This is a genomic window from Pseudomonas sp. Irchel s3a10, from assembly GCF_900187525.1.
Taxonomy (GTDB): Bacteria; Pseudomonadota; Gammaproteobacteria; order Pseudomonadales; family Pseudomonadaceae; genus Aquipseudomonas; species Aquipseudomonas koreensis_G.
On record NZ_FYDR01000008.1, the window covers coordinates 45,787 to 63,445 of the forward strand.

At 61.0% G+C, this 17,659-nt stretch carries 12 protein-coding genes; all 12 read left to right on the plus strand.

The window, feature by feature from the left end; genetic code table 11:
- The first annotated feature begins 103 nt into the window (after nucleotides 1-103).
- The 12 genes from CKW11_RS21700 to pseC all read left to right on the plus strand — a co-directional run bounded on the left by CKW11_RS21700 (nucleotide 104) and on the right by pseC (nucleotide 17,630).
- Nucleotides 104-3,697: a glycosyltransferase gene (locus tag CKW11_RS21700; RefSeq protein ID WP_095139346.1), complete on the plus strand. Its 3,594-nt coding sequence runs from the start codon at nucleotides 104-106 to the stop codon at nucleotides 3,695-3,697.
- Nucleotides 3,698-3,923: 226 nt separating this feature from the next.
- Nucleotides 3,924-5,930 carry a calcium-binding protein gene (locus tag CKW11_RS21705; protein ID WP_095139347.1) on the plus strand — a complete coding sequence of 669 codons (2,007 nt, stop codon included), beginning with the start codon at nucleotides 3,924-3,926 and terminating at the stop codon, nucleotides 5,928-5,930.
- A gap of 255 nt (nucleotides 5,931-6,185) precedes the next feature.
- Entirely contained in the window at nucleotides 6,186-6,959 is a 774-nt protein-coding gene (gene rfbF, locus CKW11_RS21710; protein WP_095139348.1) for a glucose-1-phosphate cytidylyltransferase, read from the plus strand.
- Nucleotides 6,941-8,023, plus strand: a complete 1,083-nt coding sequence (gene rfbG, locus CKW11_RS21715; protein WP_003222822.1) for a CDP-glucose 4,6-dehydratase — start codon at nucleotides 6,941-6,943, stop codon at nucleotides 8,021-8,023. The genes rfbF and rfbG overlap by 19 nt, the downstream gene beginning before the upstream one ends.
- A complete protein-coding gene (locus tag CKW11_RS21720; RefSeq protein ID WP_095139349.1) occupies nucleotides 8,020-8,580 on the plus strand; it encodes a dTDP-4-dehydrorhamnose 3,5-epimerase family protein in 561 nt (186 codons plus the stop codon). The genes rfbG and CKW11_RS21720 overlap by 4 nt, the downstream gene beginning before the upstream one ends.
- Complete coding sequence (locus CKW11_RS21725) at nucleotides 8,577-9,803, plus strand: class I SAM-dependent methyltransferase (RefSeq protein ID WP_095139350.1); 1,227 nt, start codon at nucleotides 8,577-8,579, stop codon at nucleotides 9,801-9,803. Before CKW11_RS21720 ends, CKW11_RS21725 begins: the two co-directional genes overlap by 4 nt.
- Complete coding sequence (locus tag CKW11_RS21730) at nucleotides 9,800-10,651, plus strand: NAD(P)-dependent oxidoreductase (protein WP_095139351.1); 852 nt, start codon at nucleotides 9,800-9,802, stop codon at nucleotides 10,649-10,651. Before CKW11_RS21725 ends, CKW11_RS21730 begins: the two co-directional genes overlap by 4 nt.
- Complete coding sequence (locus CKW11_RS21735; protein ID WP_095139352.1) at nucleotides 10,648-11,718, plus strand: class I SAM-dependent methyltransferase; 1,071 nt, start codon at nucleotides 10,648-10,650, stop codon at nucleotides 11,716-11,718. Before CKW11_RS21730 ends, CKW11_RS21735 begins: the two co-directional genes overlap by 4 nt.
- 17 nt (nucleotides 11,719-11,735) lie before the next feature.
- A complete protein-coding gene (locus tag CKW11_RS21740; RefSeq protein WP_047292500.1) occupies nucleotides 11,736-12,473 on the plus strand; it encodes a cephalosporin hydroxylase family protein in 738 nt (245 codons plus the stop codon).
- A 55-nt stretch (nucleotides 12,474-12,528) separates the two neighbouring features.
- Nucleotides 12,529-15,444, plus strand: coding sequence for a TIGR00180 family glycosyltransferase (locus CKW11_RS21745; RefSeq protein ID WP_095139353.1), 2,916 nt, complete (start codon nucleotides 12,529-12,531; stop codon nucleotides 15,442-15,444).
- 30 nt (nucleotides 15,445-15,474) lie between these two features.
- Entirely contained in the window at nucleotides 15,475-16,476 is a 1,002-nt protein-coding gene (gene pseB / locus CKW11_RS21750; RefSeq protein ID WP_095139354.1) for a UDP-N-acetylglucosamine 4,6-dehydratase (inverting), read from the plus strand.
- Nucleotides 16,473-17,630: a UDP-4-amino-4,6-dideoxy-N-acetyl-beta-L-altrosamine transaminase gene (gene pseC, locus CKW11_RS21755; protein ID WP_095139355.1), complete on the plus strand. Its 1,158-nt coding sequence runs from the start codon at nucleotides 16,473-16,475 to the stop codon at nucleotides 17,628-17,630. The genes pseB and pseC overlap by 4 nt, the downstream gene beginning before the upstream one ends.
- Nucleotides 17,631-17,659 lie beyond the last annotated feature (29 nt).

Sequence of the window (17,659 nt, forward strand, 5' to 3'; positions counted from 1 at the left end):
ACGGGCGCGCAGGCGCCCGTTTGTCTCGTCCCTCAGTTAATGTTTTTTTGCGGTTTCATGGGCTCGCTTTACCGAGCGGGCTCGTACCGCCTGTGAGCCCGCCGTGAATCCACTTCCTCTCGTCAGTCTGGTCATTCCCGCCTTCAATCCGCGCTTCTTCGAGCGGACTTTGAACAGTGCGGTGAGCCAGACTTATGGCCAGCTCGAAATCATCGTTTGCGACGACAGCCGCGGCAGCGAGATTCAAACCATTGTTGCGGCGGTAGTCGAGCAGTCCGGCGTCGCCGTGCGTTACGTGCGCAATCCGCGCACCCTGGGCATGGTCGGCAATCTCAAGGCTTGCCTGGAACAGGCGCAGGGCCAACTCATCAAGTTTCTGTGCGACGACGATCATCTCTACGCCGCCTGTGTTGAACAGCAAGCGCAGGAAATGGTGCGTGAGGAAGTCCGGCTGGTGCTGGCTCAGCGTCTGTTCTGGGACGCTGACGACATCATTCTTCCGGCGCGTCTGGAAAACACTTCGCTGTCTCCGCTCAGTGGCCTGTTCAAGGGCGACGACCTGCTGGGCATCTTTGAAAAGTTTCCGGTCAATGTACTGGGTGGGTTCACCAATGCGTTGTTCCGTCGTGAAGATGTTGTCGAGTTGCTGCCGGCGTTGACCCAGGAAGGCCACTGCTTTGTTGCAACCCTGGATTTCGCGCTGTTCGTCTGTCTGATGCGGCGCGGCAATGTGGCGGTGTCCAACAATGTGCTCAGTGCCGAGCGACTGTACCCGGAGCGCCTGAGCGCCCAGCAGTCGATGAAGGATGCGGTTGAAGTCGAGCGTGAGTGGATTCTGCAAATGCTCAAGGCGCGCAGCGGCGAATCTGCCCCTGCGCCAGGCTGGGTTCGCTACATCCCGTTGACCAAGGCTGATGAGACACCCCGGGTCTGGGAAGAACTGCCCCTGAGCCGCACCCTGGGTACCAAGCAGAGTCGCCAGGAGTGGTGTGTCGGTATCGACAGCTGGAGTTTTGCCGAACTCTATGCGCAATGGCTGGAGTGCCGGGTTCTTACCGAGGGACAGCGCAAGTTGCTGCCGGAGACTCTGGCTGGCTGGTCGCATCAGCCGGGCATCGTCCCGATCGTCATCGATCGCGACGGCAGTCGCGACGGCGTCGAGCGCACGCTGGAGGCACTTGCCGCACAGGATTATCTGCCGGAACTGATTCTGGTGCTGTCCGCTGCCTGTTTTGAGGCAGAGCTCGATGATCGGGTGTTCCGCATGCCGTTGCAGGACGACGGGCTGGAGCAGATCAACGCGTTGTTGCCGCAACTGGAAGGGGCCGACTGGTTCTACCTGTTGCAGGCCGGGGATCGTCCGGTGGTGCCGGCGCTGTTGATCATGGCTGAGCGCATCGCCCACTCTGCGGCGCTGACGTGTCTGTACAGCGATGAAGGCAGCCTGCGCAACGGCGAATCGGCGGAGCCTGCGTTCAAACCGGATTTCAACCTCGACCTGCTGCGCAGTTACCCGTACGTCGGGCGCGCGCTGGCGTTCAAGCGCGAACGCTTTCTAGCGCTGGGCGGGTTCGAGGCGACGTTCGCCGAGCTGGCCCCCCACGACGTGCTGTGGCGCATGGTCGAGAGCGATGGTACGCAGGTGGTCGGGCATGTCGCCGAAGTTCTGGTGCAATCGCCATTCGATCTGTCCGCCTGGCTCGCCGCCCCGGCGGTCATCGAGCAGAACCCGCGTGTCATTGAGGCCCATCTGCAGCGCCTGGGGATCGCCCACGAAATCCGCCGTGGCAGCTCCGAGCTGCTCAATCGTGTCGACTATCGCCATGCCCGGCGTCCGCTGGTGTCGATCATTATTGTGACCAAGGACCAGACGGCTGCCTTGCAGCGCTGCGTCGAGACGCTGCTGGAGAAGACCGCTTACTCCGAGTATGAGCTGTTGCTGGTCGATAACGGCAGCGAAAGCGCCGAAGCGCTGGCCTGGCTGGACGGCATGGCGCAGTTGGGCGGCGAGCGGATTCGTGTCCTGAGCTACCCGCAGCAGGGCAACGCGGCGGCGCTGCATAATTTTGCGGTAGGGCAGGCGCGTGGCGAATACGTGCTGCTGCTCAATTCGTTTGCGGTAATCACCCAGGCCGACTGGCTCGACGAACTGCTCAATCATGCGCAGCGCCCGGAAGTCGGCGTGGTCGGCGCCAAGCTGTTCAATCCTGATGGGTGCGTGCTGCACGCAGGTCTGATTCTTGGCCTGCAAGGTGCGGTGGGTTTGCCGTTCTATGGTCAGTCGTTGCAGTCGGATGGTTACATGTTCCGGCTGCAAGCGGTCCATGACCTGAGCGCCGTCGGCGCCGATTGCCTGATGGTGCGCAAGGCGGTTTACGAGTCTGTCGCCGGTCTCGATGAGCAAGCGCTGAAACAGGCGCTGAATGTCGTGGATCTGTGCCTGCGCATCGGTCAGGAAGGATACCTGGTGGTGTGGACCCCTTACGCCTTGCTGGCGCTGGGCGCACGCCCCAGTGTCCAGGCGACGGCAGAAGAGGAGCAGCTGCAGCTTCAGGAGCAGGAAACCTTCTACAAGCGCTGGTTGCCGCGCATTGCCCGTGATCCGGCCTTCAACGTCAATTTGTCGTTGCAGGGTGTCGGTGCGACGAGCTTCAGCCTGGAGCCGGGCCTGCGTACGGGCTGGAGTGCATTTTCCCGGGCGCAGTTGCCGAACGTGCTTGCCGTGCCGATCAACGCCTCGGCCATCGGTCACTACCGCATGAGCCAGCCGCTGATCGAACTGGAAGCCGCCAACCGCGCAGAAGGGCGGATTTGCTATGGCCTGCCGTCGATCATTGATATCGAGCGTCAGTCCCCGGACGTGATCGTGCTGCAGGGGCGTTATTCGCAGGGTGCCATTGATGAGATTCCGCCGCTGAAGAAGTTCTGCCATGCGCGGCGCATTTTTGAACTCGATGATTATGTGATCGACGTTCCCCATCGCAATGCCCATATCCGTAACATGCCCAACAAGCAGGAAATGGAGCGGATGGTGCGCAGTGCGATCAGCCTGTGTGATCGGGTGGTGGTATCGACCCAGCCACTGGCTAACGCCTTGTCGGACATGCATCACGACATTCGCGTCGTCCCCAACATGCTCGCGCGCAACTTGTGGACTGACCTGCGCAGCCAGCGCCGCACTTCGAAAAAACCACGGGTCGGCTGGGGCGGTGGTACCAGTCACCACGGCGACCTGGCGGTGATCGCCGATGTCGTGCGTGAGCTGGCCAACGAAGTCGACTGGGTGTTCTTTGGCATGTGCCCGGATGATCTGCGTCCGTACATGCATGAATTCCACGGGGTAATCCCGTTGGAAGTGTACCCGGCCAAACTGGCCAGCCTGAATCTCGATCTGGCGCTGGCGCCACTGGAATTCCACATCTTCAACGACTGCAAGAGCAATCTGCGTCTGCTGGAGTATGGCGCCTGCGGTTACCCGGTTGTCTGCACCGATACCGAGGCCTATCGCGGTTACCTGCCGTGCACCCGGGTCAAGACCAACAGCACCGATGAATGGCTGCAGGCGATCCGCATGCACCTGGCCGACCCGGATGCCAGCTACCGCATGGGGGACGAGTTGCGTGAGGTGGTGCTGCGTGACTACGTGTTGCGTGGCGACAACTTGCGTTACTGGGAGAGTGGCTGGCTGGCGGATTGATTGCTCTGGACACCCAACTGAAGAAAGGCGACTTCCGAGTCGCTTTTTTTTGTGCAGGGAAAAGTGTTTGCATCAATCCCGACGCATTTGCTTGCGGCGACTTCAATAGTTGGCGTTTGTTGTCGATATCTCTTTATTCGCTCTTTTCAGCGGGCTGCTCGACGGGGATCGCTGGCCCCTGTGATTTCACAATTCCGGACTCAACAACAACGCAAGGAAGTAGCAAATGACAGTGATTTATGGAACGAGTCAAGCCGATGTCATGGGCGGTGATGAAGGCAATGACGAACTCTACGGACTGGAGTCGGATGATCGGATCTGGGGGAGCATGGGGTCCGATCTGCTGGATGGCGGAGAAGGGTTCGATTCGGTGAGTTATCAGATGATGCCGAACGGCGTCAGCGTCGATTTTCGCGAAGGGCTGGCCACTGTCACCAAGGCGGACGGCTCCGTCGATACCCTGGTCGGCATCGAAAAAGTCATCGGCAGCTTTGACAATGACACCCTGGTCAGTTCAATCAGCGGTATCACGCTGGAAGGTGATAACGGCGACGACGTGTACATCGTCGGTAGCGAAGGTGTGACCATCGTCGAAGCGGAACGCGGCGGTTACGACGAGCTGCGCACCAGCGTCAACACCCAGAGGATGGATCCGTTCCTGGACAAAATGATCTTCACCGGCACCGGCGACTTCAAGGGCTACGGCAATGCCGAGGCGAACGTGATTGTCGCCGGTGCAGGCAATGACGTGCTGTGGGGTGGCGACGGTGGCGATCAGTTCATTGGCGGCGAGGGCTTCGACACCGTCAGCTATACCGAAAGCCTTGAAGGCGTCAGTATCGAGCTCTCGAGCATTTGGGGCGCCACTGGTATTGCATTCGGCGATACCTACTCGAGCATCGAGGCCGTGCAGGGTTCGAATTTCAACGATGTGATCTTCGCCGGCGCAAGCGCAATGGTCATGGACGGTGCCGATGGCTTTGACGCCGTCGATTACAGCCGTTCCAACGACGCGGTCAGCATCGAGTTTCGTGATGGCAAGGGCTTCGGTTCCGGCGACTACGCCGAGGGCGACACCTTGATCAATGTGGAAAAGGTTGTCGGGACTAACCTGGACGATCACTTCACTGCCAACTCGGGCGGCGTGACCTTCGAAGGTGGCTGGGGCAGCGACGTCTACACGATCAACAGCGAGGGTGTGACCATCGTCGAGACAGACTCAGGCATGGGGTTTGACGAGCTGTACACCAGCCTGTCGGTCATGAAGATGGACCCGTTCATCGAGAAAATGACCTACACCGGTACAGCCGATTTCACCGGTTATGGCAATGATTCCGACAACTACATCTTCGGCGGCAGCGGCGATGACCTGTTCTACGGTGGCGCCGGACGGGATGTGTTCGTCGGCGGCGCGGGAACGGACATCGTCAGCTATGACGACAGCGATACGGGTGTGGTGGTCAACCTGTCGAGGATTGGCCAGAACGGTACGGCCGAAGGGGATATGTATTACGACGTAGAAGGTCTGCAAGGCAGTCGTTTCAACGATGTGATGGATGCCGGCCGCGAGGACGCGATCCTGGAAGGTGGCAACGGCGATGATGTGATCAGTGGCAACGATGGCAATGATCACCTTTACGGCGGACTGAAATCCGGTCTCGACGGTGATGTCGCGCAGGCCGACACACTGTCTGGCGGTTCGGGTGATGACGTCATCGTCAGCGCTGTGAATGACCTGGGTACAGTGGCCCACGGCGACGGAGGCAATGACACCATCACGGTCCACAACGGCAGTGCCCTTGGTGATGACGGTCATGACGTGCTCACCGGCACCGGCAACAGTTATCTGTTGTCAGGTGGTAGCGGCAACGACGTGCTGAACCTCAATCTTCCGGGGCAGTCCGGTACTGGCGGCACCGCACTGGGCGGTATGGGTGACGATATCTACATCGTGAACTGCACCGGGCTGGTATCGATTCAGGACGAGGGCTGGGATCTCAACGACACCCTGATCCTCAACACCATCACCAACGCCAGCCAGTTGAACGTCACCCGCATCGGCGATGACGCCTACCTGCACAGCGCCAACGACGGCAGCACCGGTGTGCCGGACAACGGCGTGAAACTGGCGGGATGGTATGCCGGGTTTAACAACATCGAGCACCTGCAGACTGCCGACGGCCAGGTCTATGACCTGCCGGCGACGGTTGATGGGTTCGCCATGTTCGGCTGATCACTCGATCTGTTGATGCAACGCAATGAAAGGGATGAATCCGCTGCTGGATTCATCCCTTTTTTCATGCCTTACGGCGCACCTGACGCAGCGCTCGCGGAGCTGGCGCGTTTCCTGCAAGTCCCCCTCAAATCGCCATAAAACGAGCGCTCGCGGTCATCGCAGCGGCGCCGCAGGCGGCAAAAGGGTTAGCCAGACGGCCCGCATCGCTCAACAAAGCCATGCGCAGCCCGGTGACGAACGAGAGGGGAGACGATGAAGGCAGTTATTTTGGCGGGTGGCCTCGGCACACGCATCAGTGAAGAGTCGCACCTCAAGCCCAAACCCATGATCGAGATCGGCGGCAAGCCAATTCTCTGGCACATCATGAAGCAGTATTCCGCCCACGGAATCCACGACTTCGTGATTTGCCTGGGCTACAAGGGCTATGCGATCAAGGACTTCTTCGCCAACTACTTCCTGCACACCTCCGACGTCACGTTCGACATGCGCAACAACCGCATGGACGTGCACCAGAACTACAGCGAGCCGTGGAGCGTCACCCTGATCGACACCGGCGAGGAAACCATGACCGGTGGCCGTCTGTTGCGTGCCGGCCGTTACCTCAAGGATGAAGAGGCGTTCTGCTTCACCTACGGCGACGGCGTTTCCGACATCAACATTGCTCAACTCGTCGATTACCACAAAGCCCACGGTCGTCTGGCCACCGTCACCGCGGTGCAGCCGCCTGGACGTTACGGTGCCCTTGAGCGCCAGGGCGATCAGGTGCTGGGTTTCACCGAAAAACCGCGCGGCGACGGTGGCTGGATCAACGGCGGCTTTTTCGTGCTGTCGCCCAAAGTCCTGTCCTACATCGCTGGCGATGAAACCACCTGGGAAGCCGAGCCGCTGGCACGTCTGGCAGAGGATGAACAGCTGAACGCCTTCGAACACGAAGGCTTCTGGCATCCGATGGACACCCTGCGCGACAAGAACCACCTCGAAGCGCTGTGGCAGAGCGGGGAGGCCCCATGGAAGCAATGGGCCTGAGTGCGGATTTCTGGCGCGGCAAGCGTGTACTGGTCACCGGTCACACCGGTTTCAAGGGCAGCTGGCTGACCCTGTGGCTGCAAAGCCTCGGCGCGCAAGTCAGCGGTTTCTCGCTGGATCCTTCGACTGAACCGAGCCTGTATGAACTGGCGCGGGTTCACGAAGGGATCAACGATCAACGTGGCGATCTGCGCGATCTCGGCGCGTTGCTGGAGATCATCGCCGACACCGAGCCGGAAATCGTCCTGCATCTGGCTGCGCAGCCGCTGGTGCGTGAAGGCTATCGCGATCCGCTGGGCACTTACTCCAGCAACGTCATGGGCACGCTGAACCTGCTCGAAGCGATCCGTCAGGTCGGTTGCGTGCGCGCCTGCGTGCTGGTGACCACCGACAAGGTCTACGCCAACAAGGAATGGCTGTGGCCGTACCGCGAGGACGAAGCCCTCGGCGGGCACGATCCTTACAGCAGCAGCAAGGCCTGCTGTGAACTGTTGGCGCAGTCTTATGCAGCGTCGTTTTTTCCGGCTGACAAGTACGCCGAGCACGGTCTGGCCCTGGCTACCGCGCGCGCCGGCAACGTCCTGGGCGGCGGTGACTTCGCCCCGGAGCGACTGATTCCCGACGTGCTCAAAGCCTGGACTGCGGACGAGCCGGTGACCCTGCGTTACCCGCAAGCCGTGCGCCCGTGGCAACACGCGCTGGAACCGCTGGCCGGTTACCTGCAACTGGCTGCCGGCCTCTACGAACAAGGCCCGGAATACGCCGGGGCGTGGAACTTCGGCCCGGGCGAGGCGGACATGTGCAGCGTCGGCGAAGTGGTCGAGCTGCTCGCCAGTCGCTGGCCGCAGGCACGCGGTCTGCGCATCGAAAAAAGCGAACTGCACGAGGCGGGTCTGTTGCGTCTGGACAGCAGCCGCGCCCGTCAGGTACTGGGCTGGCAGCCACGCTGGACCTTGCAGCAATGCCTGACTCAGACCCTCGACTGGCACCTGGCGTGGCAGAACGGCGATGACATGCGCAATGTCACTCTCGGCCAACTGAACCTGTACCGGGGCGCGCTGTGAGCGAGTTTTCCTTGAAACAATTGCCGCTGGCCGGGCTGTTCAGCGTTCAGCACAAACGCTTCGAAGATCAGCGCGGGCACTTCGCGCGGCTGTTCTGCGAGGGCAGCCTGAGCGCGTTCGGCAGCGAATTTCATATCCGCCAGATCAACCATTCCTGCACCCGCGAGAAGGGCAGTGTGCGTGGTCTGCATTATCAGAATGCCAACGCCCCGGAAGCCAAGCTGATCACCTGCCTGCGTGGTGAAGTGTGGGATGTGGCGGTGGATCTGCGTCCTGATTCCGAAACCTTTCTGCACTGGCACGCCGAGCATCTCAAGGCCGGCGACGGTCGCAGCCTGTTGATTCCGGCCGGGTTTGCTCACGGCTTCCAGACCCTGACCGCCGACGCCGAACTGCTTTACCTGCACAGCGCTGATTACGCGCCGGAGCATGAGGGCGGCTTGTCGGTGAACGATCCACGGTTGGCGATCGCCTGGCCGTTGCCTGTCAATAATTTGTCAGCGCGTGATTCCAGCCATCCCGCGCTCGATCAACACTTTGCTGGAGTGCGTCTATGAACTGCCGTGGGTGCGCCGCACCGCTGAGTCTGCCGCTGATCGACCTCGGCACCTCGCCACCGTCCAACGCTTACGTGCACGCCGAGCGCCTGGAACAGGCCGAGCAATGGGTGCCGCTCAAGGTTGCCGTGTGCCAGCAATGCTGGCTGGTGCAAACCGAGGATTACACCCGCGCCGACAGCCTGTTCGACGCCGAGTACGCCTACTTCAGTTCGTTCTCCAGCACCTGGCTGGCCCATGCCGAGCGTTATGTCGCCGAGATGGTCGAGCGCTTTGCGCTGAACGCCGACAGTCGTGTGGTCGAAATCGCCGCCAACGACGGCTATCTGCTGCAGTACGTCGCTGCTCGCGGCATTGCGTGCCTGGGTGTCGAGCCGACTCGCAGCACCGCGCAAGCGGCGCGGGAAAAGGGCCTGCAGATTCGTGAGGTGTTCTTCGGTCGCGACAGCGCAGCGCAGCTCAAAAGCGAAGGCTGGGGCGCCGACCTGATGGCCGCCAACAACGTGCTCGCGCATGTGCCGGACATCAATGATTTCCTCGGCGGTTTCGCCACGCTGCTCAAGCCGAGCGGCGTCGCTACTTTCGAATTTCCGCAACTGCTGACGCTGATGGCCGGTGCGCAGTTCGACACGCTGTACCACGAGCACTATTCCTACCTGTCGCTGACCGCGGTGCAGACACTGTGCGAACGCAATGGTCTGGAAGTGTTTGACGTCAGTCAGTTGAGCACTCACGGCGGTTCGCTGCGGGTGTTCGTGCAGCGCCAGGACGGAGAGCGTCGTGCGGTGCAGCCGGCGGTGCAGCAACAGTTGCAGGCGGAACTGGATGCCGGGGTGAAAACCCCTGAGTACTACGCGACCCTCGCGCCGGCTGCCGAACGCATCAAACATGAACTGCTGCGCTTCCTGTTGCAGGCCAAGGCCGACGGCAAGCGTGTGGTCGGTTACGGCGCGGCGGCCAAGGGCAACACCTTGCTCAACTACGCCGGGGTCAAATCCGACCTGCTGGCGTGGGTGGCCGATGCCAATCCGCACAAGCAGGGCAAGTTCCTGCCGGGCAGTCGCATCCCGATTGTCGCGCCGGCGCAGATCGACATCGAAAAACCGGACTACGTGCTGGTGTTGCCGTGGAACCTGCTACACGAAGTCAGTCAGCAACTGGCGCAGGTGCGTCAGTGGAACGGGCGCTTCGTGATCGCCGTGCCTGAGATGAAAGTCCTGTGAAAGTCCTGGTCAGCGGGGCCACGGGCTTCGTCGGTCGGCATCTGGTCGCGGCGTTGCTCGCCCGTGGCTGCACCGTGCGCGCGGTGGCGCGCAATACAGATACGGCTGCGAGCATGCCATGGATCAATGACGTCGAATTCGTCGCGGCGGATATTCACGCGTCGGATCTCGACATTGCGGCGCTCACCGACGGTATCGACGTGCTGGCGCACCTGGCCTGGCCGGGGTTGCCGAACTATCGGGCGCTGTTCCATTTCGAGCACAACCTGATGGCCGACTACCGCTTTATCAAAGGCGTGGTCGAGGCGGGCGTACCGCAAGTCCTGGTAACCGGCACCTGCTTCGAGTACGGCATGCAAAGCGGCCCGCTCGGCGAAAGCGTCGAGCCGCAGCCGAGCAACCCTTACGGTCTGGCCAAACACACGCTGCACCTGTTCTTGCAAAATCTGCAGCAGGAAAAACCGTTCACCTTGCAGTGGGCGCGTCTGTTCTACCTGCATGGCGAAGGGCAGAACCCCAACAGTCTGCTGGCAGCGCTGGATCGGGCGATCGATAACGGCGACGCGTCGTTCAACATGTCTGGCGGCGAGCAATTGCGGGACTTTTTGCCGATCGCCAGCGCCGCCGATTATCTCGCCACGATCGTCCATCAGCGCGATTTCAACGGCGTGATCAATTGCGCCAGCGGCCAGCCGGTATCGGTGCGCGCGCTGGTTGAACAACGGCTGCGCGAGCGCGGTGCGGCACTGAATCTGAACCTTGGCCATTACCCTTATCCGACCCATGAACCGATGGCGTTCTGGGCCGTGACCGAGCGTTTGCAACAGCTACTGGGAGAGCCGCAATGAGGCACGAGTTGTATCGGGTCACTGACCTGCCGGTGTTGCAGAACCGCACCTTTGCCGACCCGCAGTCGGCAAAAGCCTCGGCCAGCGCCGACATGCTGCTGGTGCAGGATGAGCGCAGCGGCCTGATCTTCAACGCTGCGTTCGATGCCGACAAGCTCAGCTATGACGCCGACTATCAAAACGAGCAGGCCCATTCGGGCCAGTTCCAGAAGCATCTGAGCGACGTCGAAGGCATCATCGCCAAACACTTCAAGGGCCAGGAGCTGATCGAAGTCGGCTGCGGCAAGGGCTACTTCCTTGAGCTGCTCAAAGGCCTCGGTTATTCGATCACCGGGATTGATCCGGCCTACGAAGGCGAAAACGCCGACGTGATCAAGGCGCCGTTCACCCGAGGTCTCGGTCTGGCGGCTGACGCCATCGTCCTGCGCCATGTGCTGGAACACATCGAAGACCCGGTGAGCTTTCTGGCGGTGATCGCCGAAGCCAATCAGGGCGGGCAGATCTACATCGAAGTGCCGTGCTTCGACTGGATTATCGAGCACAAGGCCTGGTTCGACCTGTTCTACGAGCACGTCAATTATTTCCGCCTCGATGACCTGCGCCGGATGTTCGGCACCGTGCACGAGGCCGGCCACCTGTTTGGCGGCCAATACCTGTACATCGTCGCCGACCTGTCGACATTGCGCCTGACCCCGGAGCAACCGGTGCCACGCCTGACGCTGCCGGACGGTTTCACGGCGAGCCTTGGGCGCGCGGTGCAGATCATTCAGTCCGCACCCGGACAGGGTTCGGCGATCTGGGGGGCGTCGTCCAAAGGCGTGATCTATTCGCTGTTCCTGCAACGTGCGGGTGTCGCGGTGGATCACGTGGTGGACATCAATCCGGCCAAGCAGGGGCGTTATCTGCCGCTGAGTGGTGCGCGGGTGTCCTCGCCGCAAGAGGCCATGGATGCCTTGCCCGAAGGCGCCCACCTGTTTGTGATGAATTCCAATTACCTCGAAGAGATCAAGCGGATGACCGGTGGACGCTACGTCTATCACGCCGTCGACAGCGCTTCGTTTCAGTGACCCTTGAGATTATTAAAATGACCGACAACAGCATCAACAAAGCCTTCGAAGCCGAGTGCCGGGAACAGATCGCCCAGCAGGGTGACGACCAGAAACTCACCGGCCTGGCCCGTGATTTCTTCAACGAATCGGCCAAACACAAGTACAGCTACCACTTCTCGTGGATGGGCCGCCCGATCATCCAGCTGCCGCAGGACATGATGGCGATGCAGGAGATCATCTGGCAGGTCAAGCCGGATCTGGTCATCGAGTGCGGCATCGCTCACGGCGGTTCGATCATCTACTACGCCTCCCTGCTGGAACTGCAAGGTCACGGCGAAGTGCTGGGCATCGACCTCGACATCCGCCCGCACAACCGTGAAGCGATCGAGAGCCACCCGATGGCCAAGCGCATCAAGATGATCGAAGGCTCGAGCATCGACCCGGCCATTGCCGCTCAGGTGCAGGCTGCGGCCAAGGGCAAGAAGGTCATTCTGGTGCTCGACTCCAACCACACCCACGACCACGTGCTAGAAGAGCTGCGCCTGTATGCGCCGCTGGTCTCGGTCGACAGCTACTGCGTGGTGATGGACACCGTGGTCGAAGACATGCCGGCCGATTTCTTCCCGGACCGTCCATGGGGCCCGGGTGACAACCCGAAAACCGCGGTGTGGAAGTACCTGGAAGAGAACCAGGACTTCGAGATCGACCAGCAGTTGCAGAACAAGCTGCTGATCACCGTGGCGCCGGACGGCTATCTGCGTCGCGTTCGTTAATTCGCAACACCCCCAAAGCGTTATCTCGGCGAGTCGCCGGTTGTGGAGAGAAGTTATGCAAGGCAAGTACAGTTCTGAACTGGCGCTACCGCTCAACGAGCTGTTGACCGTGGTGCTGATTACTCACAATCGGCCGGCGTTCCTGCGCCGGGCGGTGAAGTACTACAGCAGCTTGCCCTGCCGGATCATGGTGCTGGACTCCACGCCCGAGCGGCCGCAAGGGGATTTTTCCGCCGTCGATTACCATCACGTGCCGCAGTTCGCCTACTGGGGCATGCAGGCCAAACTGGCTTATGGTGTTGAGCGACTGACCACGCCGTACATGGTGCTGGCAGCCGATGATGACTTCATCCTGCACGATTCGCTGGCCGAGTCCGTCGGTTTCCTGCAGGCGAATCAGGACTACGGCATGTGCCACGGCTATTGCCTGATGTACCTGACTCTGTCCGGTGGTGTGAGCTATTACCGTCGCGACAAGAAAGTCAAGGAGGACTACGCGTCCGAACGGGCTCAGGATCGGGTCATCGACTACATGAGTCAGTACATCCCGCCTTTCTATGCGGTGACCCGTACCGATCTGATGAAGACCTGGCACTCGGCGTTGCCGGCGGGCACCAATTTCCAGTGGCAGGAAATCGGCCATGTGTATTTCCTGCTGGCCAGTGCCAAGGCGCGGATCCTGCCGATGCCTTACGTGGTGCGCGAGATCAACTACGGCAATTCCGAGCACAGCACCGAGGTGTATCACTCGCTGACTTACGTCGACGCCAAATCAGTCGCCGAGCGAGAAGCGTTCGCTGAATTCCTCGCGTCGCTGCCGACCGGCATCAAGGATCTCGACGCGCAACAGGGTAAGGCCTTTGCCCTGCAAAGCTTCGAGGCGATGGTCGACAGCCTGCAAAGCGGCCGGGCACTGACGGCAGAACTGATTATCCAGTCCACCTGGAATCAGTCGCTCAAGAGGCCTGATCGGCGGTTCGGGCCTTTGCAATACGTCGAGATGCCGTTTTACAACCAGCCATTTTTCGATCGTCTGGAACAGTTCGAATTCATGCTGCACGCCATGCCTGCCGGGCGCATTCAACTGCGCGACCTGGAGGGTGTGTGGACCCGTCAGGCGCACTTGCTGCAGGCGCGCAACAACGATACTCCGGAAAGTGTTCTGGATCGCTTGTGGCAGGCGCACGACCTCAATGCGTTCAACCGCACCGTGGTCAAGCGTCTGGCACAACAGCTGGAACTGGCCGGCGAGGACGAAGAAGCGCAGAACATGCGCGACTGGAATGCTCGTCTCGAAGCGTTGACGCTGGAAGACCATCATCAGGTATTCGACCAGACGCAGTCCGGTCGACTGCTCAAGTGGCTGGATTCGCGTCAGGCCGATGGCGCTCAGTTGGCATCGATTGCCGAGCACCTGTCGGTCAACGGCGGTGGCCCGCAGTTCGGCATTTTCCTGCTGGATCTGGACGATGACATCGACAAGTTGCAGGTCAGCCTCGACAGCCTGCTCGAAGGCCAATGCAAGGCGTTCAGAATTGTCGTGTTCACCACCGGCGAAGCGCCGGCGGCCACCACGGCGCAGAACACTTTGCACTTTGTCCGGGTTACGCCGGCCAACCTGGTCGATAAACTCAATCAGAGTGCCCGTCAGTCGCCGTGCGACTGGGTGCTGCTGGCCGAGGCGGGCGACGAGTTCACCGCCAGTGGTTTGTTGCGCGCCAGCCTGGAGTTGATGTCCGCCGGCGATTGCCGTGCTGTTTCCACCGACGAGATTCAGCGCGGGGAGAAGGGCGCGCTGATGGATGTGTTCCGTCCCGGCTTCAACCTCGACCTGCTCTTGAGCCTGCCGGGCCTGATGGCGCGACACTGGCTGGTGCGGCGTGACGCTTTGATCGAGGTAGGCGGCTACCGCGCCGATTTCAACAAGGCGCTGGAATTTGACGTGCTGCTGCGCATCATCGAAGAGCACGGTTTGAACAGCCTGGCCCACCTCGACGAGCCGCTGCTGATCACCGAAGCCGCGTCGCTGGAAGAAAACGCACATGAGCGTCTGGCGCTGTTGCGCCACCTGGGCAATCGCGGCTACAAGGCCAAGGTCACCTCGGCGGTGCCGGGCATTTACCAGATCGATTACCACCACAGCGATCGTCCTCTGGTGTCGATCATCATTCCGGCCGGCGATGATCTGCCTGCCCTGCAACGCTGTCTCGAAGGGGTTCAACTGCGCACCCGTTATCACCATTACGAGATCCTGATCGCCACCACGGCCACGCAATCGGCTCAGGTCAATGACTGGCTGGGTACTTACCAGCATCCGAAAGTCCAGGTGCTGCGTGCCGATCAGTCGCTGAGCGTACCGGCATTGCTCAACGCCGCCAGCCGCCAGGCGCAGGGCGAGTATCTGGTATTGCTCGCGGCCGACGCGGAAGTGGTCAACCCGAACTGGCTGGACTCGCTGCTCAACCATGCCCTGCGTCCGGAAATTGGCGTGGTCGGGCCGAAGCTGGTCGATCGCGATGGCAAAGTCAGCCAGGCCGGGCTGATCCTTGGCATGCATGGCGGCGTGGGGTCGGCGTTCGTCGGTGAAAAACATGACGCCGACGGCTACCTCTATCGGTTAACGGTGGAGCAGAACTGCTCGGCGGTATCGAACGTGTGCCTGATGGTGCGCAAAGAACTGTTTGAAGCACTGGGTGGTCTGGACGACAGCACATTCGGCGACGCTTTCAACGATGTCGATCTATGTCTGAAAGCCGCACAGGCCGGTTTCCTCACCGTGTGGACGCCGTCGGTGCAAGTCCTGCATCAGGGCGCGATTGCCCAGGCACCCCAGGCACTCGCAGCGCTACAGGAAAAATGGGCCGCCGCGTTCGCTCAGGATCAGGCGTACAACGCCAACCTGAACCTGAGCGGCAAAGGGTATGGTCTGAACGACAGTGCGTTGCTGGACTGGTCGCAGTTACTCGCCTGAGCCGCGCCCAAAAGGAACGGAATACAAAATATGTTCAACGGTAAATCGATCTTCATCTCCGGCGGCACCGGCTCGTTCGGGCGCAAATTCATCGCCCGTCTGCTTGAGCAATACCAGCCCAAGCGCGTGGTGGTGTTCTCCCGGGATGAACTCAAGCAATACGAAATGCAGCAGACATTCAACGCGCCGTGCATGCGTTACTTTCTCGGTGACGTGCGCGACGCCGACCGGCTGCGGCAGGCCATGCGCGGCATCGACTACGTGGTGCACGCGGCGGCGCTCAAGCAGGTGCCGGCGGCGGAGTACAACCCGACCGAGTGCATCCGCACCAACGTCAATGGCGCGGAGAACATCATCGCCGCCGCCATCGACAATGGCGTGAAGAAAGTCGTCGCGCTGTCCACCGACAAAGCGGCCAGCCCGATCAACCTGTACGGCGCGACCAAGTTGCTCTCGGACAAGCTGTTTGTCGCTGCCAACAACATTGCCGGCGAACAACAAACGCGTTTTGCCGTGGTGCGCTACGGCAACGTGGCGGGCTCGCGGGGTTCGGTGGTGCCGTTCTTCAGCAAGCTGATTGCCGACGGTGCGCAGGAGCTGCCGATTACCGACGAGCGCATGACCCGCTTCTGGATCACCCTCGATCACGGCGTGCAGTTTGTCCTCGACAGCTTTGCGCGGATGCACGGCGGCGAAGTGTTCGTGCCGAAGATCCCGTCGATCCGCATCGTCGATCTGGCGCGGGGTATGGCCGAGCATCTGCCGCACAAGAACGTCGGTATTCGTCCCGGGGAAAAGCTGCATGAACTGATGGTGCCGCTGGACGATGCGCGGATGACTCTGGAATTCGAGGACCACTACACCATCCAGCCCTCCATCCGCTTTACCAGCGTCGATGTCGATTTCTCCGTGGACAAGCTCGGCGAACATGGCCGGCCGGTGAGTGAAGACTTTGAATACCGCTCCGACACCAACCCGCACTATCTCTCGGTCGGGCAGATCGCCGAGCTGCACGCGAAGTTGTCGGCATGATTCCCTACGGTCGGCAGAGCGTTGATCAGGCGGACATCGATGCAGTGGTCGAGGTGCTGCAGTCGGACTGGCTGACTCAAGGCCCGACTATCGAGCGCTTTGAGCAGGCGATGGCCGAACGTTGCCAGGCCGACTTCGCGGTGGCGGTGTGCAACGCCACGGCGGCGCTGCATATTGCCTGCCTTGCTGCCGGCCTTGGCCCGGGCGATCGCTTGTGGACCACGCCGAACACTTTTCTGGCTTCAGCCAACTGCGGGCGCTATTGCGGCGCCGACGTCGATTTTGTCGACATCGATCCGCTGACCTGGAATCTCGATGCCTTCGCCCTCGCTGCGAAGCTCGATCAGGCCGAGCAGGACGGCACGCTGCCGAAAGTGTTGGTGGCGGTGGCGTTCTCCGGGCAGAGCTGTGACCTGCGCAAGATTGCCGAATTGGCCGAGCGCTACAACTTCACGGTGATCGAAGACGCCTCGCACGCGGTGGGCGCCAGCTACGCCGGGCGCCCGGTGGGCTGCGGGGACTTTGCGGCGATGACCGTGTTCAGTTTTCACCCGGTGAAGATCATCACCAGTGGCGAAGGCGGCATGGTGCTGACCAATCGCCCGCAACTGGCCGAGCGTCTGCAACGCCTGCGCAGCCATGGCATGACCCGCGATCCGCAGCAGATGAGCGAGCCCAGCCACGGCCCATGGTATTACCAGCAGATCGAGCTGGGCTTCAATTACCGGATCACCGATTTGCAGGCGGCGCTGGGTCTGTCACAACTGGCCAAACTGGACGGCTTCATCGCCCGTCGTCGCGAACTGGCGGCGCGTTACGACCGTTTGCTGGCCTATCTGCCGCTGACCTTGCCCAGTGCCCAGCCCGAAGCTGAATCAGCGTGGCACCTGTACGTGGTGCGTCTGCAGACCGAGCGCATCGGCCTGACCCACCGTCAGGTGTTCGAAGGTTTGCGCGCGGCCGGCATCGGCGTGAACCTGCACTATATTCCCGTGCATTTGCAGCCGTACTATCGCGACCTGGGTTTTGCCGAAGGCGACTTCCCCGAAGCCGAGCGTTATTACGCCGAGGCGATCAGCCTGCCGCTGTACCCGTTGCTCAGTGACGAGCAGCAGGATCAGGTGGTCGAGCAATTGCGCCGGCTGATTGAATAAATCCCGCTGCGGCGGTGAATGAGACTGTG